The organism is Planctobacterium marinum, from assembly GCF_020687805.1.
In the GTDB taxonomy this organism is placed as follows: domain Bacteria; phylum Pseudomonadota; class Gammaproteobacteria; order Enterobacterales; family Alteromonadaceae; genus Planctobacterium; species Planctobacterium marinum.
The window spans coordinates 919,318-941,223 of the sequence record NZ_JAJEWQ010000001.1; the positions used below are offsets into that span (position 1 = coordinate 919,318).

The 21,906-nt window shown below is 46.3% G+C and carries 19 protein-coding genes; 13 read left to right on the forward strand and 6 right to left on the reverse strand.

Annotated elements, in window-relative coordinates; translation table 11 throughout:
* The first annotated feature begins 86 nt into the window (after positions 1-86).
* From aat to infA, 3 genes are all read left to right on the forward strand, one after another.
* The gene (gene aat, locus LJ740_RS04190; RefSeq protein WP_229527787.1) at positions 87-815 is read left to right on the forward strand and encodes a leucyl/phenylalanyl-tRNA--protein transferase; all 729 of its coding nucleotides are present in this window, start codon (positions 87-89) and stop codon (positions 813-815) included.
* Positions 815-1,507, forward strand: a complete 693-nt coding sequence (locus LJ740_RS04195) for an arginyltransferase (RefSeq protein ID WP_229527788.1) — start codon at positions 815-817, stop codon at positions 1,505-1,507. The genes aat and LJ740_RS04195 overlap by 1 nt, the downstream gene beginning before the upstream one ends.
* A gap of 94 nt (positions 1,508-1,601) precedes the next feature.
* On the forward strand, positions 1,602-1,820 hold the full coding sequence (infA, locus tag LJ740_RS04200; RefSeq protein WP_229527789.1) for a translation initiation factor IF-1: 219 nt from the start codon (positions 1,602-1,604) through the stop codon (positions 1,818-1,820).
* Positions 1,821-1,946: 126 nt separating this feature from the next.
* Here infA and clpA read toward each other — a convergent pair whose 3' ends face one another.
* Together clpA and clpS are read right to left on the reverse strand one after the other, a co-directional pair.
* Positions 1,947-4,220: an ATP-dependent Clp protease ATP-binding subunit ClpA gene (gene clpA / locus LJ740_RS04205; RefSeq protein ID WP_229527790.1), complete on the reverse strand. Its 2,274-nt coding sequence runs from the start codon at positions 4,218-4,220 to the stop codon at positions 1,947-1,949.
* 17 nt (positions 4,221-4,237) lie between these two features.
* On the reverse strand, positions 4,238-4,558 hold the full coding sequence (gene clpS, locus LJ740_RS04210) for an ATP-dependent Clp protease adapter ClpS (RefSeq protein ID WP_229527791.1): 321 nt from the start codon (positions 4,556-4,558) through the stop codon (positions 4,238-4,240).
* A gap of 193 nt (positions 4,559-4,751) precedes the next feature.
* Between clpS and cspD the strand changes: the two genes are divergently transcribed.
* Positions 4,752-4,970 (forward strand): cold shock domain-containing protein CspD, encoded by a 219-nt coding sequence (cspD, locus tag LJ740_RS04215; protein WP_229527792.1) that lies wholly within the window; start codon positions 4,752-4,754, stop codon positions 4,968-4,970.
* 209 nt (positions 4,971-5,179) lie between these two features.
* Here the strand turns inward: cspD and LJ740_RS04220 are convergent, their stop codons facing one another.
* Complete coding sequence (locus tag LJ740_RS04220) at positions 5,180-7,408, reverse strand: NADP-dependent isocitrate dehydrogenase (RefSeq protein WP_229527793.1); 2,229 nt, start codon at positions 7,406-7,408, stop codon at positions 5,180-5,182.
* 280 nt (positions 7,409-7,688) lie between these two features.
* Here LJ740_RS04220 and LJ740_RS04225 point away from each other — a divergent pair, with 280 nt between their 5' ends.
* The 8 genes from LJ740_RS04225 to LJ740_RS04260 all read left to right on the forward strand — a co-directional run bounded on the left by LJ740_RS04225 (position 7,689) and on the right by LJ740_RS04260 (position 15,478).
* Positions 7,689-8,336 (forward strand): pseudouridine synthase, encoded by a 648-nt coding sequence (locus tag LJ740_RS04225; protein WP_229527794.1) that lies wholly within the window; start codon positions 7,689-7,691, stop codon positions 8,334-8,336.
* 68 nt (positions 8,337-8,404) lie between these two features.
* Positions 8,405-8,968 carry a sugar O-acetyltransferase gene (locus tag LJ740_RS04230; protein ID WP_229527795.1) on the forward strand — a complete coding sequence of 188 codons (564 nt, stop codon included), beginning with the start codon at positions 8,405-8,407 and terminating at the stop codon, positions 8,966-8,968.
* A 245-nt stretch (positions 8,969-9,213) separates the two neighbouring features.
* Positions 9,214-10,365 carry a tRNA 2-thiouridine(34) synthase MnmA gene (gene mnmA, locus LJ740_RS04235; protein ID WP_267498132.1) on the forward strand — a complete coding sequence of 384 codons (1,152 nt, stop codon included), beginning with the start codon at positions 9,214-9,216 and terminating at the stop codon, positions 10,363-10,365.
* Entirely contained in the window at positions 10,365-10,994 is a 630-nt protein-coding gene (gene hflD / locus LJ740_RS04240; RefSeq protein WP_229527796.1) for a high frequency lysogenization protein HflD, read from the forward strand. The genes mnmA and hflD overlap by 1 nt, the downstream gene beginning before the upstream one ends.
* Before the next feature lie 15 nt (positions 10,995-11,009).
* Complete coding sequence (gene purB / locus LJ740_RS04245; protein WP_229527797.1) at positions 11,010-12,377, forward strand: adenylosuccinate lyase; 1,368 nt, start codon at positions 11,010-11,012, stop codon at positions 12,375-12,377.
* A 125-nt stretch (positions 12,378-12,502) separates the two neighbouring features.
* On the forward strand, positions 12,503-13,732 hold the full coding sequence (locus LJ740_RS23260) for an adenylate/guanylate cyclase domain-containing protein (RefSeq protein ID WP_229527798.1): 1,230 nt from the start codon (positions 12,503-12,505) through the stop codon (positions 13,730-13,732).
* Positions 13,732-14,874: a cupin domain-containing protein gene (locus tag LJ740_RS04255; protein ID WP_229527799.1), complete on the forward strand. Its 1,143-nt coding sequence runs from the start codon at positions 13,732-13,734 to the stop codon at positions 14,872-14,874. Before LJ740_RS23260 ends, LJ740_RS04255 begins: the two co-directional genes overlap by 1 nt.
* 142 nt (positions 14,875-15,016) lie before the next feature.
* Complete coding sequence (locus LJ740_RS04260; RefSeq protein WP_229527800.1) at positions 15,017-15,478, forward strand: GNAT family N-acetyltransferase; 462 nt, start codon at positions 15,017-15,019, stop codon at positions 15,476-15,478.
* A gap of 156 nt (positions 15,479-15,634) precedes the next feature.
* On the opposite strand, the gene LJ740_RS04265 is transcribed toward LJ740_RS04260, so the two are convergent.
* On the reverse strand, positions 15,635-15,931 hold the full coding sequence (locus LJ740_RS04265) for a hypothetical protein (protein WP_229527801.1): 297 nt from the start codon (positions 15,929-15,931) through the stop codon (positions 15,635-15,637).
* A gap of 66 nt (positions 15,932-15,997) precedes the next feature.
* The gene (ydiJ, locus tag LJ740_RS04270; RefSeq protein ID WP_229527802.1) at positions 15,998-19,009 is read right to left on the reverse strand and encodes a D-2-hydroxyglutarate dehydrogenase YdiJ; all 3,012 of its coding nucleotides are present in this window, start codon (positions 19,007-19,009) and stop codon (positions 15,998-16,000) included.
* A gap of 164 nt (positions 19,010-19,173) precedes the next feature.
* Between ydiJ and LJ740_RS04275 the strand changes: the two genes are divergently transcribed.
* Positions 19,174-19,389: a PGPGW domain-containing protein gene (locus LJ740_RS04275; protein WP_229527803.1), complete on the forward strand. Its 216-nt coding sequence runs from the start codon at positions 19,174-19,176 to the stop codon at positions 19,387-19,389.
* 109 nt (positions 19,390-19,498) lie between these two features.
* Here LJ740_RS04275 and ppsA read toward each other — a convergent pair whose 3' ends face one another.
* On the reverse strand, positions 19,499-21,871 hold the full coding sequence (gene ppsA / locus LJ740_RS04280; protein ID WP_229527804.1) for a phosphoenolpyruvate synthase: 2,373 nt from the start codon (positions 21,869-21,871) through the stop codon (positions 19,499-19,501).
* Positions 21,872-21,906 lie beyond the last annotated feature (35 nt).

Genomic DNA, 21,906 nt, shown 5'->3' on the forward strand with positions numbered 1-21,906 from the left:
TTGAGGCCACAACGTTTGTGGCATAAAATCTAATTATTGATCACTGTAATTCGGCTCCGCTGTAGTAACCAGAGTACAAACTGAGAATGAGTATCCAGCTATTTCGATTGGATGATGCCGTCACATTTCCTCCCCCAGAGCTCGCCCTGGAAGAGCCCAATGGACTATTGGCTTTCGGTGGAGATTTGTCTGTTGAAAGACTGTTACAAGCCTATGAAAATGGCATTTTCCCCTGGTTTAGTGAAGGCGAACCATTGCTATGGTGGTCGCCAGATCCCAGAGGTATTCTGTATCTGGAGGATTTTCAGGTATCCCGCAGTTTTCGCAAATTTTTAAAAAAACATCCCTATAAAGTTACAAAAGATAGGGCCTTTGCTGACGTGATTGCCGCCTGTGCTGCAACGCCAAGAGACGACAAAGGCACCTGGATAACAGAAGACATGCAGCAAGCCTACGTCAGACTGCACAACGCCGGATTCGCCCACTCCATTGAAGTATGGGAAGGTGATGATCTCGTTGGTGGCTTGTACGGCATCGGTATTGGCAACGTGTTTTGTGGAGAATCCATGTTTCATCGTCGCAGCAACGCCTCAAAACTGGCGCTGTATCACCTGGTGCAATACATGAAGCATTTTGGCTGCCGCTTTATTGACTGCCAGATGCAAACCGAACACCTGAGTTCACTGGGTGCAGTATCGATTTCCAGGTTTGATTTTTTAAAACAACTTAAGCAAGAGTTGGGCAGAGATTATCCCAAAGGTTTATGGCGCAACGCGCTGGAACTCTCACCCTCAGAAACAGTCACGGTCACCTGATGAAATTTGGCATAACAGGCACCTTTGATTGCAGTTATTTGCCCGAAGAAAAGGAACGGTTGTTGGTGTTTGCCAGCTATCAGGACCCTGACCTGAAATCACAGTACGAAGTGATGCTGGCGCACGGTTTTCGACGCAGTGGCGAACAGATCTACCGCCCTAACTGTCCTGCCTGCGAAGCCTGTCAGTCGATACGCATCCCGGTCATAAAGTTCCAAGCCAGCCGCAGTCAAAAACGCGTGCTTGCCAGGAACCGACAGGTCAAGTCGCAGGTTAGCCGGCAACACAAAGAAGAGTACTACGCACTCTATGAGCGCTATATCAACACCCGGCATACCGATGGTTCGATGTATCCGGCAAATCCTGAGCAATATTATCAGTTTCTGTTCAGCAGTTGGTCACAGCCTATTTTTTTCGAATTCCGGGAAGAAGGCAAATTAGTAATGGTGGCGGTCACTGATGAGCTGGATGATGCGTTATCAGCACTTTATACCTATTTCGACCCTGACCTGGCGCATCGTTCACTGGGTACTCTGGCGATACTGACTCAAATCCACAAAGCCTTTGAATGGCAAAAACGCTATGTTTACCTGGGTTATCAAATCGACGCGTGTCAAAAAATGAACTATAAATCCAAATTCTTGCCCCATGAGCGTCATTTCAAGGACGGATGGCAACTAATAACGAAATAATTTGCACTCAGCCCTTTACAGTCGAACACTATTTGGGCAAAATCCCCGCCGCATTTGCATTATAGTATTGATATCTGAGGTTAGATTTTTATAGATGGCGAAAGAAGATTGTATTGAAATGGAAGGTACCATCCTGGAAACCCTTCCAAACACTATGTTCCGAGTAGAACTCGAAAATGGTCACGTTGTGACTGCGCATATTTCTGGAAAAATGCGTAAGAACTATATCCGTATTTTGACAGGTGACAAAGTCACCGTAGAGATGACGCCTTATGATCTAAGCAAAGGCCGCATCATTTACCGCGCCAGATAATTTCCGTTCGCAAGAACATTTCCGCGCCAGTACGACCACGCGCAAGAAAAACCATTTGGTGACACCCCTCACGGGTAATAAAAAAGGTGCTAATGCACCTTTTTTAATGTTTGTTTGCCACGTGGCTTAATGTTCTGCCTTACTGTTTTTCTTCACGTTTTCATAAGTGAAGGACAGTTTATCGGCTTTCACACCAATTTTCGCGACACCGCCATCCACCAATTCACCAAACAGCAGTTCATTGGCCAGTTGCTTTTTCACTTCTTCCTGCATGACACGGGCCATCGGTCTGGCGCCCATTGCTTTGTCGTAGCCTTTTTCGGCTAACCATTTACGCGCAGCATCGGTCACTTCCATAGACACGCCTTTGCCATCCAGTTGCGCCTGTAATTCTACGATGAACTTGTCCACCACCTGCAAAATAACGTCTTCGCTGAGGTGGTTAAACCACACGGTAGCATCCAGTCGATTGCGAAATTCAGGAGAGAAAGTGCGATTGATCTCAGACATGGCATCGTGGCTGTGATCTTGCTGTTTAAATCCGATGGATTTGCGAGTCGTTTCCTGCACACCGGCGTTGGTGGTCATGACTAAGACCACATTACGGAAATCCACTTTGCGACCATTGTTATCAGTCAGTGTTCCGTGATCCATGACCTGCAACAGGATGTTATAGATATCGCTGTGGGCCTTTTCGATTTCATCCAGCAACACCACGGAATAAGGGTTTTTAATTACTGCGTCGGTTAACAGGCCGCCTTGATCAAATCCCACATAGCCGGGCGGTGCACCAATCAAACGGCTGACCGCATGACGCTCCATATATTCAGACATATCAAAGCGCACCAACTCAACACCCATGACATTACTCAGTTGTTGCGTTACCTCAGTTTTCCCGACACCGGTAGGTCCGGCAAATAAGAAACAGCCTATGGGCTTTTTCTCATTACCCAGGCCACTGCGAGATAAGCGGATAGCGTCGGTCAAGGTATCAATGGCTTCATCCTGGCCAAACACCACCATTTTAAGGTTGCGCCCCAGGTTTTTCAGTACGTCTTTATCCGATGCGGACACCGACTTTTCCGGGATTCTCGCCATTTTAGCGATGATATGTTCGATATCAGGCACACCAATGGTTTTCTTACGACGCGAAGCAGGCAACAACCTTTGCCCTGCACCCGCTTCATCAATCACGTCTATCGCTTTATCTGGCAAGTGACGCTCATTAATGTATTTGGCAGACAACTCAGCAGCTGCCTGCAGAGCTTTGTTGGTATAGCGAATGCTATGGTGTTTTTCATAGCGGGATTTCAGTCCCATTAAAATTTTAGTGGTGTCGGATACGCTCGGTTCGGTGATATCAATTTTCTGGAATCGACGTGCCAGAGCGCGGTCTTTTTCAAAAATCCCCTGATATTCCTGATACGTTGTAGACCCAACACAGCGCAATTCACCACTGGATAGCTTAGGCTTTAACAGGTTTGAAGCGTCCATAACGCCGCCTGAGGCGGCTCCAGCGCCAATTATGGTATGTATCTCATCAATAAACAAAATCGCGTCAGGGTCCTGCTGAAGCTCTTTCAGAATACCCTTGAGACGTTTCTCAAAGTCACCACGGTATTTTGTCCCTGCCAGCAGGCCGCCCAAATCCAGTGAATAGATAGTGGCTGAGGCAATCACATCAGGCACATTTTCCTCGACAATACGAAATGCCAGACCTTCGGCAATGGCGGTTTTACCCACGCCAGCTTCGCCCACCAATAAGGGGTTGTTTTTTCTGCGACGGCACAACACCTGAATGGTGCGTTCCACTTCATCATCACGTCCAATAAGTGGGTCGATTTTACCCTCTTTCGCCAGCGCGTTAAGATTGCTGGAATATTTTGACAATAAAGACTGATTTTCTTCGCCTTCACTGCCCTCTTCCACCTCTTCGGCATCCGCCCCTGAACTGTCGTCTTCATTGCGACTGATGCCGTGCGAGATAAAGTTGACCACATCCAGACGGGTCACATCAGCTTTTTTCAGTATATAAACCGCCTGTGACTCCTGCTCACTAAAGATAGCCACCAGGACATTGGCACCGGTGACTTCTTCTTTGCCGGAAGACTGCACGTGAAATACCGCACGTTGCAATACCCGCTGGAATCCCAGCGTGGGTTGAGTTTCGCGATCGGCTCCTTCTTCATCAAGGATGAGCGGAGTGGTTTCTTTTACAAACTGGGTTAACTCTGCGCGAATGGCATCAATATCGGCACCACAGGCTTTTAGCGCCTCTTTTGCCGATGGGTTATCTAATAGCGCCAGTAACAGGTGTTCCACTGTCATAAATTCATGTTTATGCTCTCTGGCGAAAATAAACGCTTCATTCAGGGTTCTTTCTAAATCTTTGTTTAACATGCTTTCCCCTTTACAGACTATGCCTGTTCCATAGAACACAGCAGTGGATGCTGATGTTTGCGGGCATATTGATTCACCTGCATAACTTTCGTCTCGGCAACATCAGCGGTATAGATACCGCATACCGCTTTTCCGCGATAATGGACGGTTAACATAATTTGGTTGGCTTTTTCAGCGTCTAAGTTAAAAAACTGCATCAGAACTTCCACCACGAAGTCCATCGGCGTGTAATCATCATTGTTGAGCAGTACCTTAAACATGGAAGGCGGTTGCACTTTTTGTTTGACCGCTTCTAACTGCTTTTCCTGACCGGAATTTATAATGTCGAACTTACTCATAACTATAGAATAGACTCTAACAATCAAATAGGTTTAAACTTTGGTAAATTAAATTAATAAATTGTGAATTTGGGCTTGACACACTTAGGTCAAAAAATCTACAGTTTGTTACAAATAATAAGAAATCCCACATCACATAAGAGATAGTGGGGGCATTAAAAGTTCAGTTCAAGGAAAACTTAGGATCAGAAGTATGGCTGTTGGTAAAGTTAAATGGTTCAATAATGCAAAAGGCTTCGGTTTCATCGTACCAGATGGTGGCGGCGAAGACATTTTTGCACACTACTCCACTATTCAAATGGACGGTTATCGCACCCTGAAAGCCGGCCAGGAAGTTAATTTCGAAGTTGAGAATGGCCCTAAAGGCCTGCATGCTGAGAATATTACTTTCGAGCTAGAAGCCGAAAGATAAATCGCTTCAAAAACATGATTTAAAGAAGCGAATCCCGACATTCGCTTTTTTGCTTTGTGCCAGATGAAAACACAAACTGTTTAAACAACAGGTTCTGGTGACTTTCCTCTGTTCAAAGCAAGCGGCGCTTTTAACGTGTTTCAGCTTTATATTTTTTCACAAAAAAACCCGGCATCTGTAGCCGGGTTTTTGCTATTACTGGCGTACGCTTATTGATAAGCGGCCAGTGCTTTGTTCAGCGTTTCGCTGGGGCACATTGCTTTTGCAGTTTTTGCATCGTCCATCATGTAATAACCACCAATGTCAGTCTCTTTCGACTGAGTGGCATCGATTTCGGCAACGATTTGCGCTTCATTCTCAGCCAGCAATTTAGCCAGTGGAGCAAACTTACCTGCCAATTCGGCATCTTCAGTTTGTGCTGCCACTGCATCAGCCCAGTACATTGCCAGATAGAAGTGACTGCCACGGTTGTCCAGTTCACCGGCACGACGCAGAGGTGACTTACCGTTATTCAGTAAGGTCTCGGTAGCCGAATCCAGGGCATTTGCCAGGATTTGAGCTTTCTTGTTGTCGTTTTTAATCGCCAGATCTTCCAAAGAAACCGCGAGAGCCAGGAATTCACCTAAAGAATCCCAACGCAAGTGGCCTTCTTCAATGAACTGTTGAATATGCTTCGGTGCTGAACCACCTGCGCCGGTTTCGAACAAACCACCGCCCGCCATTAGCGGTACAATTGACAACATCTTGGCGCTGGTGCCCAGCTCCAGAATGGGGAACAGGTCAGTCAGGTAATCACGTAACACGTTACCTGTTACAGAAATGGTATCCAGACCGCGAATAGCCCGCTCCATGCTGTAACGAATCGCACGAACTGGGGAACGAATGGTAATATCCAGACCGTCGGTATCGTGCTCTTTTAAATATTCAGTCACTTTGGTGATCAGTTGCGAGTCATGTGCACGCTCGTCATCTAACCAGAAAATAGCCGGTGTTTCAGACTGTCGGGCACGGTTCACCGCCAGTTTAACCCAGTCACGGATAGGGCCATCTTTAGTCTGACACATACGCCAGATGTCACCTTCTTCCACCTGATGTTCAATCAGAACATTATCGTCCTGGTCGATAATACGCATGGTACCATCGGCAAACATTTCGAAGGTTTTATCGTGGGAGCCGTATTCTTCGGCTTTTTTAGCCATCAAGCCCACGTTGGGTACACTACCCATTGTCGTTGGGTCAAAGGCGCCGTGAGTTTTACAGAAGTTAATGACTTCCTGGTAAATAGTAGCGTAAGTACTTTCCGGGATAACCGCCTTGGTATCAGCAGCCTGTCCATCCGGTCCCCACATTTGACCAGAGTTACGGATCATCGCTGGCATAGAGGCATCTACGATAACGTCGCTGGGTACGTGCAGGTTAGAAATACCTTTATCAGAGTTAACCATCGCCATCGGTGGACGGGTGCGATAGCAGGCATTGATATCAGCCTGAATTTCGGAACGTTGCGACTCAGGTAAAGTAGAAATCTTATCGTATACACTGCCTAAACCGTTGTTCGGGTTAACACCCAATTCTTCAAACAGTTTACCGTGTTTCTCAAACAGGTCTTTGTAGAACACTTTAACGCAGTGACCAAATACGATGGGGTGAGATACCTTCATCATTGTGGCTTTTACGTGCAGCGAGAACAATACGCCAGTGGCACGAGCGTCTTCGATTTGCTCTTCGAAAAAGGCACATAACGCATTTTTGCTCATGAACATGCCGTCGATCACTTCACCCGCTTCCAAATCAATGCGAGGCTTAAGCACAGTCACTTCACCTTTAGTGTCGGTGAACTCAATACGCACATGACCTTCTTTATCGATGGTGGTGGATTTTTCGCTGGAATAGAAATCGCCGCCACGCATATGGGCTACGTGTGAACGCGACGCCTGACTCCATGCGCCCATGGAATGCGGATGCTTGCGGGCATAATTTTTAACGGCTTTCGGAGCACGGCGGTCTGAATTACCTTCACGCAATACCGGGTTTACTGCTGAGCCCAATACTTTAGAGTAACGCGCTTTGATATCCGCTTCTTTGTCATCTTTTGGATCTTCCGGAAACTCTGGTACAGCATATCCCTTGGCATTCAATTCTTTGATAGCTGCGCGTAATTGCGGGATAGAAGCACTGATATTGGGTAATTTAATAATATTGGTATCTGGCTCCTGAGTCAGATCACCCAGTTCAGCCAGCGCATCCGGAACTCTTTGCTCGTCGGTCAGGAAATCAGGAAAGTTAGCCAGAATTCGACCCGCTAATGAAATGTCACTCAACTCCACATCAATATCTGCAGCACTTGCAAATGATTTGATAATCGGAAGCAAAGAATATGTCGCGAGTGCCGGAGCCTCGTCTGTTTTGGTATAGATAATCTTTGACTTAGATGCCATGTTAAACCTCGATACTGTTGGTAATCCAACCGATAATTAGTCGAACGCAATTCAGCTAACGCGTATGTAGCCGAATTGACAATGGTACGAAAAGGGAAAATCCAGAACATAAACAATAGATGAAAATTAAAACAAGACCAACTTCACCTCAGGTTTTATGCTCTGCCATTAAATACGTTGATCTTCGCTCATTGAAACACTCAAGATCAACACACTTAAAGTTCGCGAAAGATGATATACGGCTAAATTATGTAATTACAACCGCGTAAGCCGTATAATTATGCAGAAAACCACAAAAAAATTGAATTTTATGCCTTTTAAGAAAAAAGCGTATGGCAACCCAAAGTTTACCCCCCGGAAGGAAAAGCCGCTCCACACCAGGGTTATTCTGTTCAACAAACCGTTTGATGTGTTATCGCAATTTACTGACGCCGAAAAACGTCAAACCCTAAAGGACTTTATCGATATTCCCGATGTATATGCGGCAGGCCGGTTAGACCGTGACAGTGAAGGGCTACTGGTTCTTACCAACGACGGGAAATTACAAAACAAGCTCGCTTCGCCAAAACACAAAACCTCAAAAACCTATTGGGCGCAGGTTGAAGGCATTCCCGAAGAAACCTCTATTCAGGCCTTGTGTGACGGTGTAGAGCTAAAAGATGGTTTAACCGCACCGGCAAATGTAAAAATAATCCAGGAGCCGCAAATTTGGCCTCGCAATCCCCCGATTCGCGAGCGCAAGTCCATTCCCACCACCTGGCTTAGTATCACCATCACGGAAGGCCGCAACCGCCAGGTGCGTCGCATGACAGCCCACATAGGTCACCCCACCCTGCGCCTGATCCGGTATCGCGTCGGCAACTGGACCATTGATGGCATTGCCAATGGTGAATATCAGGAAGTTTCTCAGCGTCCAGGGTCAGCATAGCGGAAATTTAGCTGAACATTGTTTGCAGATCGTTGTCGAAGCCTCTCTGGCAATAATAAGGTGAAACTATGAATGAAAAGCAAAAAATGATTTCAGGAGAAATGTACTCCCCGGGCGATCCCGAACTGGTTGAACTTCGTCGGCAGTGCAGACTGAAGCTGGAAAAATTGAATAGCACCAGCCAAACCTTACCCGATGAAAGAGCAGAAATTATCAAATCGTTGTTTGGTCGTACCGGACAGCAAATATATATAGAATCAGACTTCAAATGTGATTACGGGATGAACATTCATGTGGGCGAAAACTTTTATGCCAATTTTGGCTGTGTCTTGCTGGATGTCGCTCCGATAACCTTTGGTGACAATTGTATGCTCGCGCCTCAGGTTGGTATTTATACGGCTTCTCATCCCTTGACCCCAAATGCCCGCAATAGCGGCAAAGAGTTCGCGAGTCCCATTTCCTTTGGCGATAATTGTTGGGTTGGCGGGATGGCTGTTGTCAACCCAGGAGTTAAAATCGGTGATAATGTTGTGATTGCATCCGGTGCAGTTGTTACTAAAAGTTTCCCCGATAACGTTGTTGTTGCAGGGAATCCAGCGAGAATCATCAAAGAAATTGATCCCTTGTTATAACCGCACAAAGCTATGCTGAGTCGGCGCAATTCCGAAATATCTGCATCTGGCCAGCAGCAAAATCACTGCAATGCATTCGGTACGGTTCCTCAGTGTCTGCCTTAACGTTGCCAAAAAGCACTAACTTTTCTTCTGTTTTAGATGGAATTGGAATGAATATCCCACTTTAATTTGTTAAAATCGCGCCCCATTTTAAGCAGCCCGAAACAAACAAGGTACGACAGCAATTTCTATGAGTAATTTCTATGTCAGTTTTTGATCCCACGGCAATTACACAGTACGGCGAAGAAATCATACCGGAGCAGACCAAAGTCATCGTTGGTATGTCGGGTGGTGTGGATTCTTCCGTTTCCGCCTATCTGTTGAAAGAGCAAGGCTTCCAGGTGGAAGGCTTGTTTATGAAAAACTGGGAAGAAGACGACAATGACGAATACTGTGCTGCCGCTGAAGATTTGCAAGATGCCCAGCAGGTAGCTGACAAACTCGGCATTGAATTGCATACCATCAATTTTGCGGCTGAGTATTGGGACAATGTATTCGAGTATTTTCTGGCAGAATACAAAGCCGGCCGCACACCAAATCCCGATATTATGTGCAACAAAGAAATCAAGTTTAAAGCATTTCTGGAGTTCGCCGCAGAGGAATTAGGTGCCAATTACATCGCTACCGGCCATTATGTGCAAAGACGTAAAGATGGCGATAAGTGGCAAATGTTGCGTGGCCTGGACGACAATAAAGATCAAAGTTACTTTCTGTACACATTAGGAAGTGAGCACGTTGCGCAAACTCTGTTCCCCATCGGGCACATGGAAAAGTCTCTGGTGCGGGATATTGCTAAAGAACAAGGGTTAATTACTCACGATAAAAAGGACAGTACCGGTATCTGCTTTATTGGCGAGCGCAAATTTAAAGATTTCCTCGGTAAATTTTTACCGGCACAACCTGGCAAGATTGAAACCGCGGAAGGTGAAGAAATCGGCCAGCACGACGGCCTGATGTACCACACCCTTGGACAACGCAAAGGCCTGTTCATCGGTGGCACTAAAAATCACGGTGATGAACCCTGGTATGTCGTTGATAAAGACGTTGAGAACAATGTGCTGATCGTGGGCCAGGGCGCTAATCATCCTCGCCTGTTTTCCAATGGCCTGGTGGCAAAACAACTGCACTGGGTAGCCCGAGAAAACCCGGTTACCGCCGGCAGTACTTTGCGCTGCACAGTCAAAACCCGATACCGTCAGCAGGATATCGATTGCCAGTTGACTATTGATGAACAAGGTCAGTGTCAGGTGCTGTTTGATAAACCACAAAAAGCGGTAACACCCGGCCAGTCTGCAGTATTTTATGCCGATGAAGTTTGCCTTGGCGGCGGAATTATTGAGAGTTATATACGTTAATGAATCGATTTGATGAAATCCAACTGCCGCTGGCTGGTGTTTGCCAGGCCGCAATTCTGGTGCAGTCAATTGCCCGCAGCAAGCCTTACTCTGAAGATGCTTATCAAACCACTATCAGCTCCATTGTGGCTACCGATCCTGATGCTACCGTGGACGTTTATGGCGCACTTAAAAACCTGAAACTGGGATTTGAAGTACTGATTGCACAACTGGGTGATAAAGCCACTAAAGATCAGGAAATCACCCGCTACGTCGCCAGCCTGCTTACGTTAGAGCGAAAAATAACGCAAAGTGACGGCAAACTGGCGGCCATTGGTCAACGGATTGAAAATATCAAACGCCAGACCAGTATGATGTCCTTATTTGAAAACCAGATGATTGCGAATCTGGCCAGTATTTACAAAGATAATGTGAGTCCGCTACCGCATAAAATCCAGGTAGCTGGCGATCCGGCCTCTCTGAAACAACAATCCATCCAGGACAAAGTACGCGCCCTGTTATTAGGTGGTATTCGCTCAGCGGTTCTGTGGCGGCAATTGGGTGGCAAACGCCGAAACATTATTTTCCAACGCGGTAAAATTTTGCAATCTGCAGAGAACACTTTAAAGACTATTAATCAAACTTTCTAAAACGGGGACTCCTGAATGGAACTGTCTGCTTTAACTGCCATTTCACCAGTTGATGGTCGATATGGTAACAAAACCACTGAATTACGCTCAATTTTCAGCGAATACGGCCTATTAAAATACCGTGTTGAAGTAGAGGTTCGCTGGCTGCAAGCCCTTTCGAATCAGCCTGAAATTACAGAAGTGCCTCAGTTTGATGATGCGGCAAACGCCCTGTTAGATAAAATTGTTGCTGAGTTTAATGAAGCAGATGCTCAGCGCATTAAAGATATTGAACGCACCACCAACCATGATGTCAAAGCGGTTGAATACTTTTTGAAAGAAAAGGTACAGGACAATGCAGCGTTAAATGCCGTTAATGAATTTATTCACTTTGCCTGTACGTCAGAGGACATCAACAACTTGTCCCACGCGTTGATGCTACGCGCCGCCCGTGATGAAGTCATTTTGCCATGGTGCAACAAGCTGGTTGATGCCATTGATGCGCTGGCAGGCGAATATCTGAATGTACCTATGATGGCTCGAACTCACGGGCAACCCGCCTCTCCTACCACTATGGGCAAAGAGATGGCAAACGTCAAAGCGCGTCTGGCACGTCAGGTAAAACAAATCCATGCGGTTGAGTTGTTAGGTAAAATCAACGGTGCAGTGGGTAACTACAATGCCCACTTGTCCGCTTATCCCGATGTTGACTGGCATGGATTTTCTGAAAAGTTTGTAACCAGCTTAGGTATTACCTGGAACCCCTATACTACGCAGATAGAGCCGCACGATTATATCGCTGAGTTGTTTGATGCCATTGCCCGATTTAACACCATCATTCTGGATTTCGATCGCGACGTATGGGGTTACATCGCGCTGGGTCACTTTAAACAAAAAACCATTGCTGGCGAAATTGGTTCTTCCACCATGCCACATAAGGTTAACCCGATTGATTTTGAAAACTCAGAGGGCAACCTTGGACTGGCTAACGCCGTTTTCGGCCACCTGGCCACTAAACTGCCTGTTAGCCGTTGGCAACGGGATTTAACGGATTCAACCGTTTTGCGTAATCTGGGTGTCGGTGTTGGTTATGCACTGATTGCCTACCAGGCCACCCTGAAAGGCATCAGTAAGTTGCAGGTAAATGAACAAAGTCTGTTAGACGAACTGAACAACAACTGGGAGCTTCTGGCTGAGCCAATCCAGACAGTCATGCGCCGTTACGGCATTGAAAAACCCTACGAAAAGCTGAAAGAGTTGACCCGAGGCAAAAAGGTAAACCAACAAATTATCGCTGAATTCATCGATAACCTGGCGTTACCGGAAGAAGCCAAAGTGGCGTTAAAGGCCATGACACCGGCCAACTACATTGGCATGGCGAAACAGCTCACCGAGCAGCGCTAACCCGTTTTATCGCCGGTTAATCAGTGCCAGTCTCACGGCTGGCACTGAATGTCCCAAATTTAACACTCTTTTCAGGCCACATCACATAAGCTAACTACACTGACTTTACCCTGTAGTTGAATAATGTGAATACCCCAAAATTAGACACAATTCTGTTGGCCGGTGCTAACCCACAGCAGCCGGAGCAATATCAATCTATACGATTCTCCAATGTACTCAGTCTGGTGGCTTGCGGTGTAATCCTGTTGCAGTTACCTGTTCAGCTTTTACTGTGGTCGGCACACAGTCCAATACAAATCCTGTTAATTTTAAGTCACGCATTTTTAATGACCGGCGTTCCGTTACTCAACAGAGCGAGCCGATATTGTGCCGCCCGGCTGTGCCTGATTTTGCTGTATTCCAGTTACATTGGGCTGTCGTCGTTTAATTATGACTTTTTAACCCCTATCCATTACTTTTTCCTGATTGCCCTGTTCGCAATCCCCTTTCTCCACTTTGACTTAACCACCAAAGAAGTGGTGTATATGATGCTATGGTTTCTGCTGGCCTATTTGTTTTGGGAAACTGCCCTTGTGGTTAATCCGTTAAATTTGGAAAGCGATCTGGCGACGGCAATTTTAAGTAAAAGCGATAAGCTCAGTTTTGGTATCAGCTGCTTTTTAACCGGTTATTTTATTTACGTGTCATTGAAGTCCAGTTGGAAAACTATCCGCAAAGAGCAGTTTAAAACCAATATGCTGCTGCTCAACATTCTCCCCAAAGAAGTCGCTAACCGCCTCAACCAGGAGGAAAAACCCATTGCCGATCACTTTGACAATGTCACCATTTTATTTGCTGATATTGAAGGATTTTCCAACCTGGCCAAACGCTATCCACCAGGTGAACTGGTGTCATTACTCAATCAGTTGTTTTGTCGATTCGATCGCTTAGTCGCCAAATTCGGCTTAGAAAAAATTAAAACCATTGGCGATCAATATATGGCCGTAGCCGGTTTGCCGGTTTACCAGGAGAAACACGCCATCAATACCTGCAAATGTGCTATCCGCATGCAGGAGGAATTTATTCTCTGGGCCAGAGAAAATAAGCTAAGCAATACGCTGCGCATAGGTATCAACAGCGGCCCCGTTGTGGCCGGCGTTATTGGTATGCATAAATTCAGCTACGACTTATGGGGTGAAGCAGTAAATTTGGCCTCTCGTATGGAAAGCCAGGGCTATGCCGGAAAAATACAGGTCAGTGAGGCCACTTATGACCTGGTCAAAGGACAGTTTATGTTTGATTACCAGGATACTATTGAAGTTAAAGGTATGGGCCCGCAAAATGTCTACTGGATTAACGAACCCTATTCGGTTTAATGACAACACTCAAAATTAACAGCGCTGAGTTTTTAGCGCACTATTGGCAAAAGAAACCGCTGGTCATCAGGCAGGGCTTCCCGAACTTTACTGATTTCACCGACGAGCACGAGTTGGCCGGACTGGCCATGGAAGAAGAGATTGATAGCCGTATTATTTCCTTTGCAGACAATAGCTGGGAAGTAAGCTGCGGTCCCTTTGACGAGTTTGCGACAGTTTGCCAGGGGCAATGGACGCTATTGGTGCAGGGACTGGAAAACTATCTGCCAGAAGCTCAGGCAATGATGGACGAGTTTGATTTTATTCCCGGCTGGCGCAAGGATGATGTAATGATGAGCTATTCAGTAGCCGGTGCCGGTGTTGGCCCTCACCTTGATCAATACGACGTATTTATTGTGCAGGGTAAAGGCTCCAGACGTTGGCAGGTGGGTCTACCCGACGACTTTGAGGAAATCACTCCTCACCCTAAACTACGGCAGATTTCGCAGTTTACGCCCATCATTGACGAGATTTTGTATCCGGGAGATATCGTTTACATTCCGCCCGGACACCCGCACAACGGTGTCGCACAGGAAGAATGCCTGAACTATTCCATTGGTTTCAGGGCTGCCAACCAGATAGAACTGCTCAACAGTTTTTGTGATCACCTGCTGGACAACAACTGGCAAGGTAAACGCTACACAGACCCTCAGTTGGCTGTACGAGCATTATCATGCGAGTTGCGTACTAACGAAACCGAGGCCTTCAGAAACCTGCTGAAACAGACCATTGACTCACCTGAGTTTGAAAACTGGTTGGGCACTCACCTGACTGATGCCCCGAAGTTTATTACCGAGCCCCCTGATGAAGATTATACCCCTGAACAGGTTCACCAGCTTTTAGCCAACCAGGTTTCTTTTATTAAAAGTCCGGGGGTCCGTCATTTGCACTATCAGGTGAATGACTCAGACAAGCGGTTATCCACATTCATTAATGGGGATTATTATGCCTGGCCTGTAGATGATCAAAAACAGGTATTTTTATTACTCAATTCAACAGTTTGGCTGCCTGACAAGAAAATAAATTTCAATTTTAGTTCACAATTTATTCACAACTTGTCTACAATGTTAAATAAGGGCTTATGGATAATACAATCTGATTAAATAGTACAATTTTGAATACTCATACTTATGCATTCATATTGATTTTTTATTCAGAAATGTTACAACTATGGCTCTCGGAGCATGGCTGGTAACAATATTAATAAAGAACCGGTTGAAGTAAACTTACGCAGACACAACAAGTATGAACGAATTCACTATTGAAAAAGTGAACTGGCGTCATTCCAAACGAAGGCTAAAGCGATTACGCGACAGAGTATTTGTTTGTGAGTGGCGAATCCCACGCCAGTCAGAATTTGACCAACAAGATCCCAACTCAGAACATGTTTTGGTTGTTGATTCCGATGGCACAGATATCGCCACAGGACGTATAACGCCTGATGGTGAAATCGGCAGAATAGCGGTGATCTCGCACCATCGCAGCGACGAAATATACGATGTGCTGTACACTTCCCTATTGCAAATTGCGAAAGAAAAAGAACTGAACGACGTCTATGTGCAATGCGAATTAGAAGGCGTTGACCATTTCGAGTCTCAGGGCTTTCAGGCGATAGGTTCAGTGTTTATGGACTCAGGTATCCCGCGACAGCGTATGTGTTGTCCGGTAAATGACTTTTCCTGGTCAAAGGTTGAACTGACACATTAACGTCAGTTTCTTACAAATTCGCAATCTGCGATCCTGAGCAAGCTCATAATCAGAGCGGTAACCGGTGATTTATAATCTATATCACTAAACACCCTGATGGCGCATTGCGGCTGTCCCGTTAGCTATTACAAGTTTTACCCTTGTAATTCAATGAAGTCAGACGCAAGTTCTGTCGATAAGCACCTGCTGTTTTTGAGCTTCTTCCCTGTTACCTTCTTTTATAGCCACGGCTTGGCTCACTTTAGCTTGTTCACACTTGTCAGATAACTCTTTTTTGGCCATGTAACTTTGATCTTTTTGCTGTTGCATCAGGCCTTTTGCTCCGCTGTAATTTTCACGATCTTCAGGAGCCTTGTCCGCTTCATAAGGGGGTGCCTGAGTGGCACTACAGGCCACCACTATCATACACACCGACAACAACATCGTTTTATTGAACAGGCTTTTTCCTTTCATCTTTTTTCTTTCATGTTATTTCTTACGCCTTTGTTTGAAAGGCCATCAGCGAATAAGTTCCCACCGCTAGCGAGAAAGTTGCTCCGACAACACCTGCAATGGATGTCTGGGTTTAAACTGTTTAATTCGTGCCACCTGGCTGCGACAGGAATAGCCGGTAGCCAGAATTTGTGAAGGCTGATATTGACTGACTGGTTTTTCCCAACTCATGTCAAACAATGTTAAAGATTCCTGCAAATGCTTTGCTTCGTGGCCAAATGTACCAGCCATGCCGCAACACCCCACCGACTCCACTTTCAGCGTTAAGCCAAACTCAGTAAAAATGTTTTGCCACTGTTTCTCACTCTGAGCCAGCATAGTTTTTTCCGTACAGTGCCCAAACAGCACATATTCCTTATCCTGTTTAATTTGCGGCTTATCACTCAATGTTGCTAACCATTCGTGCACCAATAAAACATTGAAGTCGCCGCGCTGCTCTCCCAATACAGTTTGGTATTCGTCGCGGTAACAAAGCACCAGTGACGGATCGATACCCACCATTGGGATGCCAAGTTCGTGTAATTGATTTAAGAAGGCCGCGGTATCAGATGCAGTTTTAGCAAACTGCTGCAAAAAACCTTTCACATGCTGAGGTTTACCATTGGGTTTAAAAGGCACCAAAATTGGGCTAAATCCCAGTTGACGAGCTAACAGCATGAGTTCGTGCACAACGGAAGCTTCGTAATAACTGGTAAAAGGGTCCTGAACGATCAGTAATTTATTTTGCTTGTCCGCTTCTGACAACGACTGCAACTGCGCAAGATCAAAAGATTCAATGCCAGATTGACTTGCCCGTTGTTGCAAAGTAGGTTGCGACAAAATTGGAGAATCCACATAGCCGACGGTTTTCTCCAATAGTTTATTAAACCATCGCTGTTTCAGAAAAAAGTTGGGTAAACCCGGCAATTTAGCCATTTTCGGCGCCATAGTTTCAATATTCGCCACCAGCATATCCTTCAAAGGCCGGGTATAACGCTGGTAATACATGGCTAAAAAGCGTGCCCGAAAAGTAGGTACATCCACATTGACCGGACATTGGTTAGTGCACGCTTTACAGGCAAGACAATGATCCATGACGTCAAACACTTCTTCAGAAAAGTCAGTTTGGCGTTGTGCGGACAATGAATTTCGGACTCTGCTTAAAAACGGCTGCCTGGGGGCGACTTCCAACGCCACAGGATCTGAACCTTGTTCACTTAACAGCCTTAGCCATTCTCTGAGCATACCGGCGCGCCCTTTTGGCGAGTGACGCCGGTCCCGGGTGACTTTGGAGGACGGGCACATTGGACTTTTAGTATCATAATTAAAGCACAAACCATTGCCATTACAGCTCATAGCTGGGGCAAATGAGTCTCTGACTTCAATGGCAATCTGACGATCAAAGTCACCACGCTTGACATCAGACACCCTAACCAGTTGTTCGTCAGAATGCAGCGGCGTACAGATTTTACCAGGGTTCATCTGATTGTGAGGGTCAAACGCGGTTTTTATCTTGCGCAACTCGGTAAACAGCTCTTCCCCAAAAAATGCCGGACCGTACTCACTGCGGTAACCCTTTCCGTGTTCACCCCACATGAGTCCGCCATACTTGGCCACCAGGGCCACGACTTCGTCAGAAACCTGCTGCATTAGTTCTGCTTGTTTTGGATCGCACATGTCCAGCGCCGGTCTGACGTGCAACACGCCAGCATCCACATGGCCAAACATACCGTACTGCAACCCCTTAGAATCCAGCAATGCCCGAAATTCCATGATGAAATCCGCCAGATTTTCCGGTGGAACGGCCGTATCTTCAGCAAACGCTATGGGTTTTTCCCAGCCTTTGGCTTTGCCCAGCAAACCTACCGCTTTTTTACGCATCCCGTAAATTTTACCAATGGCGGCAAGGTCTTCGGTCATCTGGTAGCCAATCACACCCGCTTCACCGTTCGCTATCTGACTGTCCAGCATGGTCTGCAATCTGGCTATTTTGGCGTCAATCTGCTCTCTTGAGTCATCGTTGTATTCAACAATGTTAAGACCATCAATGGTTTTCCCGGGCACATCACTAATCAAGTCACTGACCGAGTGCCAGACAATGTCAGCTTTAGCTAAATTTAATACTTTACTGTCTACCGTTTCGACTGATGTAGCCTGCGCAGCCACCATCGAGGGCGCATGGCGCAGTGCTGACTCAAAGGAATCGTACTTGATATTGATCAAGACTTTATTCTTTGGAATGGGTGTCACGTTTAATTTGGCTTCAGTGATAAAGGCCAGTGAACCTTCAGAACCTGCCAGTACACGGCTGACATCTATTTTCTGTAAATCGTCTGAAACCGCATGTTCTAAATCATAGCCGGTCAAAAAGCGATTTAATCGGGGGAATTTAGCCAGTATCTGTTCACGTTTTTCGATACAGCTGGCCTGTAGTTGCGTCAGGATTGCCTGATAGCGCGGCTCTTGCTGGCTATCTGCGGCAATGGGAGTTGTTTCCAGTACCGTGCCATCAATCAATACCGAAGTCAGCCCCAATATATGGTCACTGGTTTTGCCATAAACCAATGAGCCTTGCCCTGAGGCATCAGTATTGATCATGCCACCAATCGTAGCGCGGTTACTGGTGGACAAGTCAGGCGCAAAGAAAAAACCATGAGGACGCAATACATCATTGAGCTGATCTTTCACCACTCCGGTTTGCACTCTGACCCAGCCTTCCTCAGCATTTATCTCAAGTACTTTGTTCATGTGACGGGATAAATCCACCACTATGCCCTGAGTCAGGCTTTGCCCGTTAGTACCGGTGCCACCCCCTCTGGCAGAGAACTTTACGCTGTTATGCTTTGCTGCCAGACAGCCGATGACTTTTAAATCTTCGGTGTTACGTGGTAATAACACTGCCTGCGGCAGACGCTGATAAATAGAGTTGTCAGTAGCAACCGCCAATCTGGCTGAGTATTGGGTTTCTATATCCCCTTTAAATCCTGCGGATTTTAGTTGCGCTAAAAAGTCCAGATATTCTTTGGCAATAGACTGCTGACTGTCTAGAAGAGGTAACATAGGCTCCGGCGTGTCGTGAAAGCAATATAAAGTAGCACTGATTATAATGATTTAACGCAAAATGTCCTTTAAAGATCACACGACAAACTTTGTAACAGATGAAATTTTGGTCAGAGTGCCAAACCTATTTATAGTTAGAATTGAATAAACAGCTGTGGGTATCCATGTTAAACAAACCTATCAGAATCACACTCGGCAGTATCGGGGTTTTTATCGGTATTGTGTTCGCTATATTACCGGGGTCTATATTATTCCTGGTAGCCGGGTTGTTCTTACTCAGCTTTGACTTCCCACTGGCACGTCAGTGGCTGAGAAAGAGTCAAAAAATGATGAGCTGGGGAGCCAGAAAGTTGGACAAGGCAATTTATAGTCGCCGTTAGCTGCAACGGATGTATTCAACTACCTTGCCAGAAGGTTACTGCTGCAAAAAGATGGCATAAAAAAACGGAGCATAAGACAGCTCCGTTTTTTATATTCAAGACATTACCGTTAGCTTAAATTCTCTGCCACGTATAACCAGGTTTCTACCACGGTATCCGGATTCAGAGAAACACTATCGATTCCCTGCTCCACCAACCAGGCTGCCAGGTCTTCATGATCTGAAGGACCCTGACCACAAATACCGACGTATTTGCCTTTCTCTTTGGCCGCTTTAATTGCCATGCCCAGCATCATTTTCACTGCCGGGTCACGCTCATCAAACAAATGCGCAATCAGACCAGAGTCTCTGTCCAGTCCCAGTGTTAACTGCGTCATGTCGTTAGAGCCAATGGAGAAGCCGTCAAATATATCCAGGAACTGATCAGCTAACAAAGCGTTGGACGGTAATTCACACATCATGATCACGCGTAATCCATTTTCGCCTTTTTTCAGGCCCTGCTCAGCTAACAAATCGATGACCTTTTGGCCTTCTTCCAGGGTGCGCACAAATGGGATCATGATTTCCACGTTAGTCAGCCCCATTTTATTTCTGACTCGCTTAATCGCCTCGCACTCCAGGGCAAAACAATCGCGGAAATCTTCAGAAACATAACGGCTGGCACCGCGGAAGCCCAACATTGGGTTTTCTTCGTCCGGCTCGTATTGGTGGCCGCCCACCAGGTTAAAGTACTCGTTAGACTTAAAGTCAGACATACGTACGATGACTTTTTGTGGATAGAACGCACCGGCAATAGTGGCGATACCTTCCACCAGACGCTCAATGTAGAACTCGGTGGGAGAAGCATATCCGGCAATCATGTCACTGATCTCTTCTTTTAAATCCTCAGGTTGAGAATCAAAGTTGAGCAATGCTTTAGGGTGAATACCAATCATGCGGTTAATGATGAACTCCAGACGCGCCAGACCAACACCGTGATTCGGTAAACGTGCAAAATCAAAAGCACGATCCGGGTTACCCACATTCATCATGACCTTCATGGGCGCTTCTGGCATTTGATCGATACGGGAAGTCTGTACATCAAACTCCAGCTCGTCGCCGTAGATAAAACCGGTATCACCCTCAGCACAAGATACCGTTACCTTGTCGCCGGTGCTGATCACATCGGTGGCATTGCCGCAACCGACTACCGCAGGAATGCCCAGCTCGCGCGCAATAATGGCCGCGTGGCAGGTACGTCCACCGCGATTGGTTACAATCGCAGAAGCCTTCTTCATGATGGGTTCCCAATCAGGGTCCGTCATGTCAGTTACCAGCACATCACCTTGCTGGATCTTGTTCATTTCGTCGATTGAGTCCAGCACCTTAGCGGCACCAGCACCAATCTTATGACCAATTGCGCGCCCTTCACACAAGGTGTTGGCGTTGCCTTTTAACTGGTAGCGTTCAATGGTTTGTGAATCTTCGCGGCTCTTAACCGTCTCAGGGCGAGCCTGTACAATATAAAGCTTGCCATCTAAACCGTCTTTGGCCCATTCAATATCCATGGGGCGTTGGTAATGGGCTTCAATGATAAGCGCTTGTTTTGCCAACTCCATCACTTCGTCATCAGACAAAGAGAATTGACGGCTGTCTTGTTCCGCTACGTCAACAATCTCCACCTGTTTGCCGTGAGATGTATCAGCAGAGTAAATCATTTTAGTCAGTTTGCTGCCCAGGTTACGGCGCAATACCGAAGGATAACCTTTGCCCAGTAATTCTTTGTGAACGTAGAACTCATCCGGGTTTACTGCACCCTGCACTACCATTTCCCCTAAACCATAGGAAGAAGTGATGAATACCACGTTTTCAAATCCTGATTCAGTATCGATACTGAACATAACACCGGAAGACGCCTGGTCACTGCGTACCATGCGCTGAATACCAGCAGACAGGGCAACACCTTTGTGGTCATAACCCTGGTGAACACGATAGGAAATGGCGCGGTCATTGAACAGCGATGCAAATACGTGTTTGATAGCTACCAGAACATTGTCGTAGCCTTTTACGTTAAGAAAGGTTTCCTGTTGTCCGGCAAAAGAGGCGTCAGGCATATCTTCAGCGGTAGCCGAAGAGCGCACCGCAAACGAGGCGTCTGACTCGAACGCAGACTGAATCTGGTCAAATGCGGTTTTAATGGCCTCTTCAAGCACAGGCTGGAACGGTGTATCGATGATCCACTGACGAATCTCTGCGCCGGTTTTTGCCAACGCATCCACATCGTCTACATCTAATGTGTCCAGCACATCGTGAATACGATCATTCAGTCCGCTTTGCTCAAGGAATTCGTTAAAAGCATGTGCTGTGGTAGCAAAACCGCCAGGCACCTGAACGCCAGCATTGGCAAGATTGGAGATCATCTCTCCCAGTGAGGCATTTTTTCCACCTACACGCCCCACATCATTCATACCTAATTCTTCGTACCAAAGAATGTATTCTTGCACTACCGACTCTCCCGATTAACAATTAACTAAATAAT